This is a genomic window from Bradyrhizobium neotropicale (assembly GCF_001641695.1).
Lineage (GTDB): Bacteria > Pseudomonadota > Alphaproteobacteria > Rhizobiales > Xanthobacteraceae > Bradyrhizobium > Bradyrhizobium neotropicale.
On the sequence record NZ_LSEF01000024.1, the window covers coordinates 152,396 to 167,287 of the forward strand.

Consider the following 14,892-nt stretch of genomic DNA (forward strand, 5'->3'; position numbering starts at 1 on the left):
GCTCTCGCGCGCGTTATCACTCGTCACGGTTCGCGACCATGGGTGCCAACCCGGCTCACTCGAGATCACATTCGTCGCGGCGTTTCGTTTCGCGCGAGTTGTCAGCTATGGTTTTCGATCCGAACTCTGGAAAGCTCCGTCCCCGGTCCGGCTGGACCGAGATCTGGCACCTCTGGACCGTGATCGTGCCGAGGCGCTCGATCAACGGGCAACTGGTGTTCGGCAAGGTCTGGCGCCGGCACGACGGTCGCGACTGGATCTACAAGAAGTTCACCGAGTACAGTGACGAAGAGGCCGCCTGAACCGCTACGGCCGTTCGGCTGTTCGCGGGCGATTGGACCGGCGCGGCCGCGCCGGTTCGGCAGCTCAGCCGGCCTTTGCTGGCGTCGGCTTGGGGGCGGCCGGCTTCAGCGGCTTGTCCTGCCGCTTCGACCAGGAGATGTAGTAGGCGACCGTCGTCATGATCGCGATGCCGGCGACGCTGACGAAGATCTGCGCAAACAGCGAGCCCGAGCTCATCGACAGTTCGAAATGGCCGACGAAGGACAGGAACACGCCGACGCAGAACACGGCGAGCGACTGCTGGCCGCACACGATCAAGGGATCGAACACCTTCCACTCCAGGCCCGGCCAGTCCTTCGGCACGAAGCGGATCACCAAGATCACGATCACGGCGAAATGGATGAAGCGGTAGGGCGCGAGGTTGGTCTTGTCGTTCGGATTGAACGCCGAGAACAGCCATTCGGGGAACATGGCGCCGAGGCTCGGGAAGCGGCCGGCCATGGTCATGATCAGCGCGAACAGGAGATAGGCAAGGCAGAGCCAGAGCGTGATCTGCGAATTGATCAGCCCCATCGAGCGCCGCGCGCCGCCCATCGCGCACCAGGCGCCGAACACGAACAGCACCTGCCAGCAATAGGGGTTGAAGTACCATTGGCCGGCCGGATAGGCGGTCAGATTCCAGCCGAAATGACGCGCGCTCAGCCACAGCACGATGGACAGCGCCATCGTCAGGTCCGGCTTGCGCAGCATGAACCAGAGCACGGGCGGAAACAGGCCCATCAGCACGATGTAGAGTGGCAGCACGTCGAGATTGAGCGGCTTGAAGCGCAGGAACAGGCCCTGCCGCAAGGTCTCGGTGGCGTTGTCGACGAGACCGGCCACGTTGAATTCGTTGATCATCTCCGAATCGCCGAAGCGCAGCGCCAGGTAGCTGATCGAGGCGATGTAGATCACGAACAGGATGATGTGGGCGACGTAGAGCTGCCAGACGCGTTTGGTGAGACGGGTGGCGCCGACGATGAAGCCGCGCTCCAGCATCATCCGTGCGTAGACGAAGGACGCGGTGTAACCGGAAATGAAGACGAACAGGTCGGCGGCGTCGCTGAAGCCATAATTGCGCGTCGTGATCCAGTTCACGACGTTGTCGGGGATGTGGTCGAGGAAGATCGCCCAGTTCGCGACGCCGCGAAACAGATCGAGGCGCAGGTCGCGTCCCTTTTCCGGGAGCGTTGCACTGATGTTCAGGAAGGCCATGCGACGGGAGCTTTCGAAAAGGACAGATACGCAGGCGTCGGCGGGGCGCTGATGCCGGGCGGGACCCCGACGAAGGCGGGTACGCAATTGTCACGGCGCAGCATAATGACTATACCCGTCGGCTAGGTTACCCAGGGGCGGAATCACCAATCAGTTCCCGATAGGTGTCTCTATATTATCCCCGCGGTTTCCACCAATTGCTACCGTGACGCATCGAAATCGAACGAAAATGACGCAAGGGACCCGGCCGACCAATGACCGCACGCATTTTTAAGCCTGCCAAAAACGCGATGCAATCGGGCAAGTCCAAGACCCGGGAATGGCAGCTCGACTACGAGCCGGAGCAGCCGCGGGCGGTCGAGCCGCTGATGGGCTGGACCTCGTCGGCCGACATGAAGCAGCAGATCACGCTGCGCTTCCTCACCAAGGAGGAGGCGATCGCCTATTGCGAGCGCAAGGGCATCGCCTACCAGGTGATCGAGCCCAAGGAGTCCCAGCGCCGGCCGGTCGCCTACGCCGACAACTTCTCCTTCCGCCGCGGCGAGCCCTGGACCCACTGACCTGGACCCATTGGGCCGCGTCCACCTCGGCCCGACAGCCCTTGGCAGCCATTTCGCCCCGTGCTTGGCTCTTGCGAGGCATGACAGGACCATGACGAGGTGGGTATGGCCGGGCGACACCAGCTCGACGGCGTCGATCTGAAGATACTATCCGAGCTGCAGCAGGACGGGCGTGTCCGCAACAACGAGCTCGCGCTTCGCGTCGGCGTGTCCGCGCCCAACTGCCTGCGGCGGTTGAAGGCCCTGTTCGGCAGCGGCGTCATCCGGGCGATCCGCGCCGTCATCGACGAGCGGCTGCTTGGCTACGAGGTCGTGTCATTCGTCGCCATCCAGCTCGGCAGCCAGGCCCAGCCGGTGCTGGAGGCCTTCGAGGGCTCTATCGCAGCGATCCCGCGCATCCAGCAGTGCTGGCGGATTTCGGGTGACACCGACTATCTCCTGAAATGCGTCGCGCCCAGCGTCGAGAGCATGCGCCAGCAGCTGCTGCATTTCGCGGCGATGCCGAACGTGAAGACCGTCCGCAGCTTTCCGGTGCTGGGAGTGGCGAAGGATGTGCCGTTGCCGGTGCTGGAGGCCGCCGAGTTTGCGCCGGCGGGCTAGACCCAGCAGAACCCAAGGAATGGATCACCTCGTTATCGGTTACCCCGCATGTGATGCAGTTACATGAGTCAGTCACCTAACTGTGACATGTGATTTGGGAAGTGCTGCAATGCAGCGCTCCCTGATTGTCGACCCTGATCGTGTCCCTACATCCGCGGTGTGAGCTCGGCGTGCGCCGCACGCCGAGGACGATTTGTGGGACCCTGACTCAGGAAAGACAACATGACCTCGACCTCGAAGATGTTTCTCGCCTCTGCGGCGACGCTGTTTGCGTCCGCGTTTCTCATGGTGACGGCGCCCGCCGCCCGTGCAGACGATTTCTGCATCACGAATGGCGCCCAGGCCGCTCATGGCTGCGGCTATCCGACGATGGAAGCCTGCAAGTCTGCAGCCGCCGGCATCGGCGGATCGTGTTCGCAGAGCGGCGGCGCGAAGAGCACGAACGACTCTCTCGCATATCAGCCGAAGCAGTCGCAGTCGCGCACCAAGCTTCGGTCCAACGCGAACTAACACTCGGATCGAGATCGGTTTCGAAACATTGCGGCCTCCGAGTTTGCGCTCGGAGGCCGCAAAAGCATGACGACTGCAACAATTGCCAGCGTGCGCGCGGCTCAACGATATCTGTCGCGAAACTCACGCGGCGAAGCGCCGGTCCAGGTTCGGAAGGCGCGGGAAAAGCTCTTTTCATTGCGGAAGCCGGCAAGCTCGGCGATCCGCTTGATCGGCACCCGGCCGCGCATCAACTCCTGCTTGGCGAGCTCGAGCTTGGCCTCTTCCTTCAAGTCGCGCAGCGAGGTCGATTCCTCGCGCAGGCGGCGATGCATGGTGCGGGTCGAGAGCGCCAGCTCGCTCGCGACGTCCTCCGCGCCCAGAATGCGGCCGCGCGCGTTGCGAAGAACGCGACGGACGCGTTCCACCAGGAGCCGGTCGCGCCGATAAGGCAGCACCGTCAGCCGCAGCGCGCCCTTCAGCATTGTGTCGAGGTCGCCGGCGCTGCGGGTGAGCGGCAGCGAAAGATAGTGCTTGTCGAACACGATGCTGGCGCAGTCCGCGCCGAAGCGGACCGTCTTGCAGAAGATGGTCGGATAGACCGAGACGTGGAGCGGCTCGGGAAAGGGAAACTCCGCTTCGCGGAGCGCGATCGCGGAATCGACGGCCCAGCACGAAAAACCAAGCACGTAGCGCAGCAGGGTGACGAGGCAGAACTCGCGGCAGGCGCCGAGGTCGCGCAGCTCGCGTATTGAGACGGTTGCGGTCTCGGGTCCGATCAAGAGTTCGAACAGCACGTCTTCGGTCAGCAGGCGGTGATGACGGCACCAGCGCTTGAGCGCGACCTCGAGATTGGGCGCGGTGATCGAGGCGCGGCACAGCATGCCGTAGCTGCCCCAGGGCAGGCGGCGCGAGAACCAGCCGAGCGCTTCGTCGTCGAGTTCGCGCATGGCATGGCCCGCCAGCGTCTCGAACTGGGCGGCCGTCACCCTCCCATCCGCCGATTTGACGAGATCTGCCGTGACCTGGCCCTTGCCGAGGGCATCGGTTGGATCGCGTCCGTAGCGGTCGTAGGCCGCGACGACGCCGCGGACGAAGGCGGCGGGCGTCATGGCGCGGCGGGGCGTCGCGGTCGCGGCTTGAAAAGGCATGGAAAATCCTCGCCAAACTTGGCGGAAAATGCAACCTTTTAGACCGAAGCGGCGCCCGGTCGGGGGTAGGGTCGGGCCGATAAGAACGGAGGAATCGCCTTGAATATCCCTAGCATCGACTTCGATCTGGGCGAAGATGTCTCCATGCTGCGCGACACGGTGCGCGCTTTCGTGGAAGCGGAGGTCGCGCCCCGCGCCGCTGAGATCGAGAAGGCCAATCTGTTCCCGGCAGACCTCTGGAAGCGCCTGGGCGACCTCGGCCTGCTCGGCATGACGGCCCCCGAGCAATATGGCGGCTCGAACATGGGCTATCTCGCCCACATCGTCGCCATGGAGGAGATTTCGCGGGGCTCGGCCGCGGTGGGGCTCTCCTACGGCGCCCATTCCAACCTCTGCGTCAACCAGATCCGCCGCAACGGCAGCGAGGCACAGCGGCAGCGCTATCTGCCGAAACTGATCTCCGGCGAGTATGTCGGCGCGCTGGCGATGTCCGAGCCCGGCGCCGGATCGGACGTGGTCTCGATGAAGCTGCGTGGCGACAAGCGCGGCGACCGCTACGTACTGAACGGCTCGAAGATGTGGATCACCAATGGCGGTGATGCCGACGTGCTCGTCGTCTACGCCAAGACCGATCCCGACGCCGGCCCGCGCGGGATGACCGCGTTTCTCATCGAGAAGGGCTTCAAAGGCTTCACCCACGGCCAGCATCTCGACAAGCTCGGCATGCGCGGCTCCAACACCTATCCGCTGTTCTTCGACGAGTGCGAGGTGCCGGAAGAGAACGTGATCGGCGGCGTAGGCGAGGGCGTCAAGGTGCTGATGTCGGGCCTCGACTATGAGCGGGCGGTGCTCTCCGGCGGCCCGCTCGGCATCATGGCGGCCTGCATGGACGCGGTCGTGCCCTACATGCACGAGCGCAAGCAGTTCGGCCAGCCGATCGGCGACTTCCAGCTCATGCAGGGCAAGCTCGCCGATATGTATTCGACCTGGCAGGCCACGCGCGCCTATGTCTACGCCGTGGGGCGCGCCTGCGATCGTGCCGAGCACGCCCGCAGTTTACGCAAGGACGCGGCTGCCGCGATCCTCTATTCCGCCGAGAAGGCAACGTGGATGGCGGGCGAGGCGATCCAGGCGCTCGGCGGCGTCGGCTATACCAGTGAATTCCCCACGGGACGGCTGTGGCGCGATGCCAAGCTCTATGAGATCGGCGCCGGCACCTCGGAGATCCGCCGCATGCTGATCGGCCGCGAGCTGATGGCGGAGACGGCTTAGGCTCCACGCAATTGGAATTGCCGCGAAACTGGTTCAACCTGTCGCGGCCTCTCACCACGTCACCAGAAGCGCGGGACCACATGCCGCTCCATTCCAGCATCGATCCATCGTCATCCGATTTCGCCCGCAATGCCGAAGCCATGCGCACGCTCGTCGCCGATCTGCGCGAAAAGCTGAGCCAAGTGGCCGGCGGCGGCGGCGAGGCCTCGCGCAACCGCCACACCGCGCGCGGCAAGATGCTGGCGCGCCAGCGCGTCGACCTGCTGGTCGACCCCGGCACATCGTTCCTGGAGCTGTCGCCGCTCGCGGCCTACGGCCTCTATGGCGGCGACGTGCATTCGGCGAGCATCGTGACCGGCGTCGGGCGTATCTCGGGCCGCGAATGCGTGATCGTCGCCAACGACGCAACCATCAAGGGCGGCACCTACTACCCGATGACCGTGAAGAAGCATCTGCGCGCGCAGGACATTGCGCGGCAGAACAATCTGCCCTGCGTCTACATGGTCGATTCCGGCGGCGCTTTCCTGCCGCTTCAGGACGAGATCTTCCCGGACGAGCGGCATTTCGGCCGCATCTTCTTCAACCAGGCGCAGATGTCCTCGCAGGGCATCCCGCAGATCGCAATCGTGATGGGTTCCTGCACCGCCGGCGGCGCCTATGTGCCGGCAATGTCGGACGAGAGCATCATCGTGCGCAACCAGGGCACCATCTTCCTCGGCGGCCCGCCGCTGGTGAAGGCCGCAACCGGCGAGGTGGTGAGCGCGGAAGAACTCGGCGGCGCCGACGTGCATTCGCGCCAGTCCGGTGTGACCGATCACTACGCGCAGAACGATGCCCATGCGATCGGCATTGCCCGGCGCATCGTTGGGACGCTGAAACCGTCGACGCGCCCGAACCTCAACATGCATCCGCCGCGCGAACCGTTGTTTGCGGCCGAGGAGATTTACGGTGTCGTGCCGGTCGATGGCAGAAAGCCGTTCGATGTGCGCGACATCATCGCCCGCATCGTCGACGGCTCCGAGTTCGACGAGTTCAAGAAGCTCTACGGCACGACGCTGGTCTGCGGTTTCGCCCATATCTGGGGTTTCCCGGTCGGCATCATCGCCAACAACGGCATCCTGTTCAGCGAGAGCTCGCTGAAGGGCGCGCATTTCATCGAGCTGTGCTGCCAGCGCGGCATTCCACTGGTGTTCTTGCAGAACATCACCGGCTTCATGGTCGGCAAGAAATACGAGGCCGGCGGCATCGCGCGCGATGGCGCCAAGCTCGTCACGGCGGTTGCAACCGCATCGGTACCGAAATTCACCGTCGTGATCGGCGGCTCCTACGGCGCCGGCAATTACGGCATGTGCGGGCGCGCCTACAGCCCGCGCTTCCTCTGGATGTGGCCGAACGCGCGCATTTCCGTGATGGGCGGCGAGCAGGCGTCCATGGTGCTGAGCCAGGTCCGGCGCGACAACATCGAGGCCAAGGGCGATAGCTGGTCGAAGGAAGAGGAAGAGAAATTCCGCAGCCCCATCCGCGCGCAATATGAGAGCCAGGGCCATCCCTATTATGCCACCGCGCGGCTGTGGGACGACGGCGTGATCGACCCGGCCGACACCCGGCTCGTGCTCGGCCTCGGCCTCTCGGCGGCGTCGAACGCGCCGATCGAACCGACGAAATTCGGCCTGTTCAGGATGTGATGCGATGGACCGCTCAAACCTCTATCGGCGCTTTCGCACGCTCCTGATCGCCAATCGTGGCGAGATCGCCTGCCGCGTGATCCGCACCGCCCGCGCCATGGGCCTGCGCACCGTCGCCGTCTATTCCGAGGCCGACCGCGATGCGATGCATGTCGCGCTCGCCGACGAGGCCGTGCTGCTCGGGCCCGCGCGGGCGCGCGACAGCTATCTCAATGTCGAGCGGCTGATCGAAGCAGCGCGGAAGACCGGCGCTGAGGCCGTGCATCCCGGCTACGGCTTCCTGTCGGAAAATGCCGAGTTCGCGCGGGCCTGCCTGGACGCCGGATTGGTCTTCGTCGGCCCTACCGCCGGGATGATGACGGCGATGGGCTCGAAGTCGGGCTCCAAGGCGCTGATGGAGAAGGCCGGGGTGCCGCTGGTGCCGGGCTATCACGGCGAGGCCCAGGACGAGGCGACGCTGGCGAAGGCGGCCGAGAAGATCGGTTTCCCCGTGCTGGTCAAGGCCTCGGCCGGTGGCGGCGGCCGCGGCATGCGCATCGTGCGCTCGGCGGCTGAACTCGGCCCCGCGATCGTCAGCGCCAAGCGCGAGGCGAAAGCCGCGTTCGGCGACGACACCATGCTGATCGAGAAATATGTCGACAATCCCCGGCACATCGAGGTGCAGGTGATCGGCGACAGCCACGGTAATCTCTTGTCGCTGTTCGAGCGCGAATGCACGCTGCAGCGCCGGCACCAGAAGGTGATCGAGGAGGCTCCGTCGCCGACGCTCAACGCCGCCCAGCGCGAGACCGTCTGCGCGGCCGCGCGCAAGGCGGCCGGGGCTGTGAACTATGTCGGTGCTGGCACCATCGAATTCGTCTCCGACGGCAAGGACGTGTTCTTCATCGAGATGAACACCCGCCTCCAGGTCGAGCATCCCGTGACGGAATTGATCACCGGGATCGACCTCGTCGAGTGGCAGTTGCGCGTCGCCTTCGGCGAGGCGTTGCCGCTCAAGCAGGACGAGCTCCGGCTCAACGGCCACGCCATCGAGGCGCGTGTCTACGCTGAAAACCCGACCAAGAACTTCATGCCGTCGGTCGGCAGGATCTCGACCTGGCGTTTGCCGAAAGAGACCGGGGGCCTGCGTATCGACGCCGGCTATCGGGAGGGCGACAGCGTCTCGCCCTATTACGACGCGATGCTGGCCAAGATGATCGCGTGGGCCCCGACCCGGGATGTCGCGATCGAGCGGCTGAACCGCGGGCTCGAAGATTCCGATGTCCGCGGCATCGTCACCAACATTCCGTTCCTGTCGGCGCTGATGACGCATCCGAAGGTGCGGACCAACGCGGTCGACACCGGCTTCATCGAACGCGAGCTGGCGGTTTTGACGCCGGCCGCCACCGTGCCCGGCGAGCTCGAGCTCTGTGCCGCCGTGGCCGCGATCGTCAATGAGGAACGCCAGGCCGCGCAGGCGGATGCGAGTTCGCCCTGGCAGACCTTTGGCTGGATGCCGGTCGGCCGGCGTCAGCGCAGTTTCGCCTTCCGCGTCGGCCATGGGGCCGAGCAGAAGATCGCGCTGAACTACGGCGGCGGCCCGTCGACCCTCGTCGTCGGCGAGCGCGAGCTCGCCTTCGCGATCACGCCGAGAGAGGGGGGCTTCGATCTCACGCTCGACGGCGTCAAATCGCTGGTCGCGGCCGTGATCGACGGCCACGAGCTCTATTTGCGCACCCGCAACGGCCGCTTCGACCTGCACTGGGTCGACCCGTTCGGCGGCGAGAGCGAGGAGCATGTTGGCGAGGACAAGATCGCGGCGCCGTTGCCGGGCACGGTCGTTGCCGTACTCGCGGAAGAGGGGGCGAAGCTCGAGAAGGGTGCGCCGATCCTCACCCTGGAAGTGATGAAGATGGAGCAGACGCTGCGCGCGCCGTTCGCGGGCGTCTTGAAGGCGATCAAGTGCAAGGTCGGCGACATCGTGCAGGAAGGTGTCGAACTGGCCGTGGTCGAGCCGTCGGGCGAGGAAGAATGATGAGCGATCCGGTCCGCATCATCGAAATGGGGCCGCGCGACGGCCTCCAGAACGAGAAGACGCCCGTCAGCGTCGAGGCCCGCATCGCCTTTGTCGAGGCGCTGGTTGCTGCCGGCCTGAATACGGTCGAGGTCGGCGCCTTCGTCTCGGCCAAGGCCATCCCGCAGATGGCGAGCTCCGATGCCGTGCTGCGCGGCGTGAGCCACATCGAGGGCGCAGAATTCCACGTGCTGGTGCCGAACGAAAAAGGCTACGAGGCCGCGCGCGCCGCTGGCGCCAAGGTCGTCTCCGTATTCGCGGCAGCGTCCGAGGGCTTCTCCCGTGCCAACATCAACTGCTCGGTCGCCGAGTCCATCGAGCGGTTCAAGCCAGTGATGGCGCGTGCCAGGACCGACGGCGTCAAGGTGCGCGGTTATATTTCCTGCGTGCTGGGCTGCCCGTTCGACGGCGAAATCAAGCCGAAGGCGGTCGCCGATCTCGCTGGCACGCTATGGGACCTCGGCTGCTACGAGATCTCGCTCGGCGACACCATCGGCGTCGGCACGCCGACCAAGGCGAAGGAGATGCTGCGCGCAGTCAGCGCGAGCATTCCCGCCGCCCATCTCGCGATGCACTTCCACGACACCTACGGCCAGGCGCTCGCAAATCTCTATGCCGGCATGGAGGAGGGCGTCCGCGTCATCGATTCCGCCGCCGGCGGGCTCGGCGGCTGTCCCTACGCCCCCGGCGCCACCGGCAATGTCGCCACCGAGGATGTCGTCTACATGCTCGAGGGCATGGGCATCAGCACCGGCATCGACATGGAGAAGCTGCTGGCGGCGACGAACGAGATCAGCCGTCTGCTCGGCCGGCCGCCGGCGAGCCGCGTGGCGACAGCGCTGAACGCAAAGAAGAAGCGAGCGACTTCGTAGGAATCGTAGGGTGGGTTAGCGAAGCGTAACCCACCACTTTTCTCACCACGTCGACAGAAGAGGTGGGTTACGCCTTCGGCTAACCCACCCTACGGCGTCGTCACCTGCTCCCGTCTGCCCCCATCACCAGATCCGGCAGCCAAGTCGATATCTCCGGCACGAAGCAGAGCAGCAGCACTGCCGCCATCATCAATAGCACGAAGGGCAGCGTGCCCCAGATCACCTCGCTCAAGGAGATGTCGGGCGCGACGTTGCGAATGACGAAGATGTTGAGGCCGACAGGCGGGTGGATCAGCCCCATCTCCATCACGATGGTCATGACGACGCCGAACCAGATGATGTCGAAATTGGCGGCGCGGAGCGGCGGCAGGATGATCGGTGCCGTCATCAGGATGATCGAGACCGGCGGCAGGAAGAAGCCGAGCACGATCACCATGGCTAGGATGGCGAACAACAGGCCCCAGCGCGGCAGGTGCATCGCGACGATGGATTCGGCTGCCGACTGCGAGATGTGCAGGTAGCTCATCACATAGGAATAGAGCAGGGACATGCCGATGATCATCATCAGCATGGTCGATTCCCGGATGGTCGACCGCATGATGGGGCCGAGATCGCTCGGCCGCCACACGCCGTAAATCATCGCGATCAGGGCCAGCGCCAGGAGGCCGCCGAGACCTGCGGTTTCCGAGGGCGTGGCGTAGCCGCCATAGAGCGCGATCATGACGCCGGTCAGCAGCAGCACGAAGGGGATGACGCGCGGCAGCACGCTGAAGCGCTCGGCGAGCGTGTACTCGTCGCGGGTCAGGATCGGCGCCTCGGGCCCGCCGTTCTTGTAGATCGCTTCGGCTGCGGCATATTCCCGGCGGAATCGGATCACGGCATAGGCGCCGAACAGGCTGACCAGCAGCAGGCCCGGACCGATTCCGGCGAGGAACAGGCGGCCGAGCGATTTCTCCGCCGCCACCGCGAACAGGATCATGGTGATCGAGGGCGGCAGCAGAATGCCGAGCGTGCCGCCGGCGGCGATGATGCCGGCCGCAAACCCGCCGGAATAGCCGCGCTTGCGCATCTCGGGGATGCCGGCCGAGCCGATCGCCGAGCAGGTCGCGGGCGAGGAGCCCGCCATCGCCGCGAACAGCGCGCAGGCGAACACGTTGGCGACGCCGAGGCCACCCGGCACGCGATGCAGCCAGGCGTGCAGCGCCGAGTAGAGGTCCTGGCCGGCGCGCGACTTGCCGATCGCGGCGCCCTTCAGGATGAAGAGCGGGATCGACAAAAGCGTGATCGAGGCCATTTCCTCGTAGACGTTCTGCGTCACCGTATCGAGGGAGGCGGTCGGCATGTAGATGCCCATGAACACGACCGCGACCGCGCCGAGCGCGAACGCGATCGGCATGCCCGAGAACATCACGACCAGTGTCGCGATCCCGTAGGCGAGACCGATACCGAAGACGCTCATGTCCGCCTGGCTCCAGTGAAGGGCAGTGCAAGCTGCACGATGATCTGCACGCAGAGCAGGCTCATGCCGAGCGCCATCAGCGCGTAGGGAATGGCGAGCGGCGGCGACCACATCGAGTTCGAGACCTGGCCGTCGACATAGGCCTCGTGCGCCAGCGTCCAGGATTTCCAGGTGAAAAATGCGCAGAACAGGAACGTCGCGGCATCGACGAGCCAGAGCCGGATCCTGTTTGCCAGCGGCGACAACAGGCCGACGAAGGCTTCGATGCCGATATGGCCGCGATTCTGCTGTACATAGGCGGCCGTCATGAAGGTCGCGCCGACCAGCAGGAACACGGCGGCCTCGTCCTGCCAGTAATTGGCGGCCTTGAAGAGGGCGCGGCTCAGCACGCTGTAGCTCAGGATCGCGCAGGCCGCGACCAGCGCGACCGCCGCAATCACCACGATGATGTTGTTGAGGATGGCGAGAGCGCGATCAAGCGCGGCCGCAGGGCTGTTGCCGGCGGCAGCGCTCGTCGGGTCGTCACGATCCGGCAGCGGACCGTGGATCATGCTGAGACGTCGGAGGCGAGCTTGAGCAGCTTCGCCGCGGTCGCGGTCTTGGCGCCGTAATCCTTCCACGCGGTATCGCGGGCGATGTCGCGCCACTTGCCGACGGTCGCGGCGTCGAGCGCGCTGACCTTGGCACCGGCCTTCTCATAGACCTTGGCGACCTCGACGTCGTCGTCCTGCGCGCCCTTGCGGCCGAAGGCCTCGAGCTCGGTGCCGACGGCGAGCAGGATGTCCTGATGGTTCTTCGGCAGCTTGTCGAAGATCGCCTTCGACATCATCAGCGGCTCGAGCATGAACCAGTAGGAGGCGCCGGCGCCGGAGGTCAGTGATTTCGCCACCTCTTCGAGGCGGAACGAGATCAGGCTGGTGGAGGAGGTGATGCCGGCATCGCACGCGCCGGTCTGCATCGCCGCGTAGATCTCGTTCGAGGGCACCGACAGCACCGAGGCGCCGGCGGTCTGGAGCACCATGTCCATCTCGCGCGAGCCGCCGCGCACCTTCATGCCCTTGGCGTCCTCGGGCGCAACGATCGGCTTGGAGCGGCTGGCGACGCCGCCGGCTTGCCAGACCCAGGAGAGCAAAATGATGCCCTTGTCGGCGAGGAAGTCGGTCAGTGCCTTGCCGACCGGCTCCTTCTTCCAGCGCAGACCCTGGTCGTAGGTGGTCACGAGGCCGGGCATCAGGCCGATGTTGGTTTCCGGCAGCTCGCCACCGGCATAAGGCATCGGATAGAGGCTGATGTCGAGCGCGCCCTTGCGCATCGCGGAGAACTGCGCATTGGTCTTGATCAGCGAGGAGTTCGGATAGATCTCGGCGGCGATGTCGCCATTGCTGCGCTTGGCCACTTCGGCTGCGAACATGCGGCAGAGCCGGTCGCGGAAATCGCCCTTGTCGATCGTGCCACCCGGGAATTGATGCGAGATCTTCAGCGTGGTCGCGGCATGCGCGGTGCCGATGCCGAAGCGGAGAATGGCGGGTGCCGCGACGGCGGTCGCGAGCAGGTGACGACGCGTGAACATGGATAAATCCCTTTGAACGGTTCTTGCTTGAATTGGTGGGTCATGAGACCGGCGCGGCCCATCCTAGCCGGTCTTTCACCCGATATTCTCTAGTCTGATAGTTCCAGATCGAATGCGGCGGCAAGTCGCGGGTAATGCTGCGCTGCACACTCACCCTTCGGTCCGGGCGGCACTAGTGGTTCATCACAGTGGTTTTGACTCTTTGGCGGCAACTGGATAGGCGCGACCGAGTTTGGCGCGGGCTTTGTCGGTTGTGAACATCCATTTGATGCGGTCTCGCGCCTTGTTTCGCTGCCGTTGCCATGCTGCGATTTCTTTTCGAAGCCTTTTGGGATCGTCGATGCGACGGCCGAGACACTGGCGCTGCAGCACGCTGATCTCGCACTCGACCATATTGAGCCAGCTGGCGTGTTTCGGGGTGTAGTGGAACTCGAGGCGGCGCAGGATGCGACGGGCCTCGGCAGGCGCAAATGCCTGATATAGCGCGCCGGCCGTATGAATCGACAGATTGTCCTGCACCACACGGATGCAGGCGGCATTGGGATAGTGGACGTCGACGAGTTCGCGCATGCAGTGCGCGTAGTCGACCGCGGCGCGGTGGTCTGTAACCTTGACATTGCGCCAGCCGCGATGCGGATCGAAGGTGACGAAGAGATTGACGGTACCGTTGCGGCGATATTCGTAATCGTAGCGCTCGCGCTGTCCCGGTTGGGCAGGGATCGGCTGGCGTACCTCGCCGATCAGCTGGACTGGGGTCTCGTCGAAGCAAACCAGGGGCCGCTCGGGATCCGGCGCCTCGGCGTAGAGATCGAGCACATCCTCCATCCGGGCGACGTATTCGCCGTCGACATGAGGAATGCACCACATATCCCGGCGCCACGGCTTGAGGTCGTTGTCGGCCAGCCGGCGGCGCACGGTCTCGCCCGACAGGCTGGCGTGATCGGTGAGCTTGACCATCGCGTCGGCCAGCAATGTCAGCGTCCAGCGTTTGCGGCCGGCGGGCGGCTTGGCGCATGCCGTCGCCACCAGCAGGGCCTCTTCCTTGCCTGTCAGCTTGCGTTCCGCGCCCGGACGCGGCTCCTCACTCAAGGCCCGCTCCAGATTGCCTTCTACGAAACGGCGTTTGGTCCGGCCGACGGTGGAAAGGCTGACCCGGACGGTTCGGGCAATCTCCGCGTCGCAGCTGCCTGAATCGGCCGCCAGCACAATCTGAGCCCGTTTGAGTTTGCGGGCGGAATGCGTGCCGCCGCCGAGCATTGCCGTCAGTTCGTCCCGCTCGGCTTGGCTCAATTCGACCCGATAACGTACATTCATGCTTCGCCTCCTTGTCGGAGGCCGGGACGAATCCAGCTATGAGTCAAAAATCAGGCGCGCACTTCACCGAGAAGCAGGGACACTATCTCGCTTTCATCCATACCTACTCGTACATGTTCGGACAGCCGCCCGCCGAGGCCGACATCCAGCGGCATTTCCGCGTCAGCCCGCCGTCAGTCCACCAGATGATCCTCACCCTCGAACGCAACGGGTTCATTCGTCGCCAGCCCGGCGTCGCTCGAAGCATCGAGATCCTCTTGCCACCCGAAAAGTTGCCTATCCTCGGATGGCTCGGTATCAAAACGTCAAAATCACTGTGATGAACCACTAG

General features: G+C 64.8%; 15 protein-coding genes. 9 read left to right on the forward strand and 6 right to left on the reverse strand.

Features of this window, described 5'->3' with window-relative positions:
• Nucleotides 1-107 precede the first annotated feature (107 nt).
• Entirely contained in the window at nt 108-302 is a 195-nt protein-coding gene (locus AXW67_RS03960; protein ID WP_063676771.1) for a hypothetical protein, read from the forward strand.
• 64 nt (nt 303-366) lie between these two features.
• Here the strand turns inward: AXW67_RS03960 and AXW67_RS03965 are convergent, their stop codons facing one another.
• Nucleotides 367-1,536, reverse strand: a complete 1,170-nt coding sequence (locus AXW67_RS03965; protein WP_063676772.1) for an OpgC domain-containing protein — start codon at nt 1,534-1,536, stop codon at nt 367-369.
• 254 nt (nt 1,537-1,790) lie between these two features.
• Here AXW67_RS03965 and AXW67_RS03970 point away from each other — a divergent pair, with 254 nt between their 5' ends.
• The 3 genes from AXW67_RS03970 (at nt 1,791) to AXW67_RS03980 (ending at nt 3,206) form a co-directional block, all read left to right on the forward strand.
• Nucleotides 1,791-2,096, forward strand: coding sequence for an ETC complex I subunit (locus AXW67_RS03970; RefSeq protein WP_063676774.1), 306 nt, complete (start codon nt 1,791-1,793; stop codon nt 2,094-2,096).
• A 105-nt stretch (nt 2,097-2,201) separates the two neighbouring features.
• Nucleotides 2,202-2,696 (forward strand): Lrp/AsnC family transcriptional regulator, encoded by a 495-nt coding sequence (locus AXW67_RS03975; protein ID WP_063676775.1) that lies wholly within the window; start codon nt 2,202-2,204, stop codon nt 2,694-2,696.
• Between the two features lie 222 nt (nt 2,697-2,918).
• Nucleotides 2,919-3,206, forward strand: coding sequence for a DUF3551 domain-containing protein (locus AXW67_RS03980; protein WP_027555217.1), 288 nt, complete (start codon nt 2,919-2,921; stop codon nt 3,204-3,206).
• Nucleotides 3,207-3,307: 101 nt separating this feature from the next.
• Here AXW67_RS03980 and AXW67_RS03985 read toward each other — a convergent pair whose 3' ends face one another.
• Complete coding sequence (locus AXW67_RS03985) at nt 3,308-4,336, reverse strand: AraC family transcriptional regulator (RefSeq protein WP_063676776.1); 1,029 nt, start codon at nt 4,334-4,336, stop codon at nt 3,308-3,310.
• 144 nt (nt 4,337-4,480) lie between these two features.
• Between AXW67_RS03985 and AXW67_RS03990 the strand changes: the two genes are divergently transcribed.
• The 4 genes from AXW67_RS03990 to AXW67_RS04005 all read left to right on the forward strand — a co-directional run bounded on the left by AXW67_RS03990 (nt 4,481) and on the right by AXW67_RS04005 (nt 10,218).
• On the forward strand, nt 4,481-5,608 hold the full coding sequence (locus AXW67_RS03990) for an isovaleryl-CoA dehydrogenase (RefSeq protein WP_145927404.1): 1,128 nt from the start codon (nt 4,481-4,483) through the stop codon (nt 5,606-5,608).
• An 80-nt stretch (nt 5,609-5,688) separates the two neighbouring features.
• On the forward strand, nt 5,689-7,293 hold the full coding sequence (locus tag AXW67_RS03995) for a carboxyl transferase domain-containing protein (protein ID WP_063676777.1): 1,605 nt from the start codon (nt 5,689-5,691) through the stop codon (nt 7,291-7,293).
• A gap of 4 nt (nt 7,294-7,297) precedes the next feature.
• Nucleotides 7,298-9,307 carry an acetyl/propionyl/methylcrotonyl-CoA carboxylase subunit alpha gene (locus tag AXW67_RS04000; protein WP_063676778.1) on the forward strand — a complete coding sequence of 670 codons (2,010 nt, stop codon included), beginning with the start codon at nt 7,298-7,300 and terminating at the stop codon, nt 9,305-9,307.
• A complete protein-coding gene (locus AXW67_RS04005) occupies nt 9,307-10,218 on the forward strand; it encodes a hydroxymethylglutaryl-CoA lyase (protein WP_063676795.1) in 912 nt (303 codons plus the stop codon). The genes AXW67_RS04000 and AXW67_RS04005 overlap by 1 nt, the downstream gene beginning before the upstream one ends.
• Before the next feature lie 100 nt (nt 10,219-10,318).
• On the opposite strand, the gene AXW67_RS04010 is transcribed toward AXW67_RS04005, so the two are convergent.
• The 4 genes from AXW67_RS04010 to AXW67_RS04025 form a co-directional block, all read right to left on the reverse strand.
• Nucleotides 10,319-11,677 carry a TRAP transporter large permease gene (locus tag AXW67_RS04010; RefSeq protein WP_027555211.1) on the reverse strand — a complete coding sequence of 453 codons (1,359 nt, stop codon included), beginning with the start codon at nt 11,675-11,677 and terminating at the stop codon, nt 10,319-10,321.
• Nucleotides 11,674-12,228 carry a TRAP transporter small permease gene (locus AXW67_RS04015; protein ID WP_063676779.1) on the reverse strand — a complete coding sequence of 185 codons (555 nt, stop codon included), beginning with the start codon at nt 12,226-12,228 and terminating at the stop codon, nt 11,674-11,676. The genes AXW67_RS04010 and AXW67_RS04015 overlap by 4 nt, the downstream gene beginning before the upstream one ends.
• Nucleotides 12,225-13,247 carry a TRAP transporter substrate-binding protein gene (locus tag AXW67_RS04020; protein ID WP_027555209.1) on the reverse strand — a complete coding sequence of 341 codons (1,023 nt, stop codon included), beginning with the start codon at nt 13,245-13,247 and terminating at the stop codon, nt 12,225-12,227. The genes AXW67_RS04015 and AXW67_RS04020 overlap by 4 nt, the downstream gene beginning before the upstream one ends.
• A gap of 183 nt (nt 13,248-13,430) precedes the next feature.
• The gene (locus AXW67_RS04025) at nt 13,431-14,561 is read right to left on the reverse strand and encodes an IS630 family transposase (RefSeq protein ID WP_063675747.1); all 1,131 of its coding nucleotides are present in this window, start codon (nt 14,559-14,561) and stop codon (nt 13,431-13,433) included.
• A gap of 38 nt (nt 14,562-14,599) precedes the next feature.
• Between AXW67_RS04025 and AXW67_RS04030 the strand changes: the two genes are divergently transcribed.
• A complete protein-coding gene (locus AXW67_RS04030) occupies nt 14,600-14,881 on the forward strand; it encodes a LexA family protein (RefSeq protein WP_063675745.1) in 282 nt (93 codons plus the stop codon).
• Nucleotides 14,882-14,892: the final 11 nt, after the last annotated feature.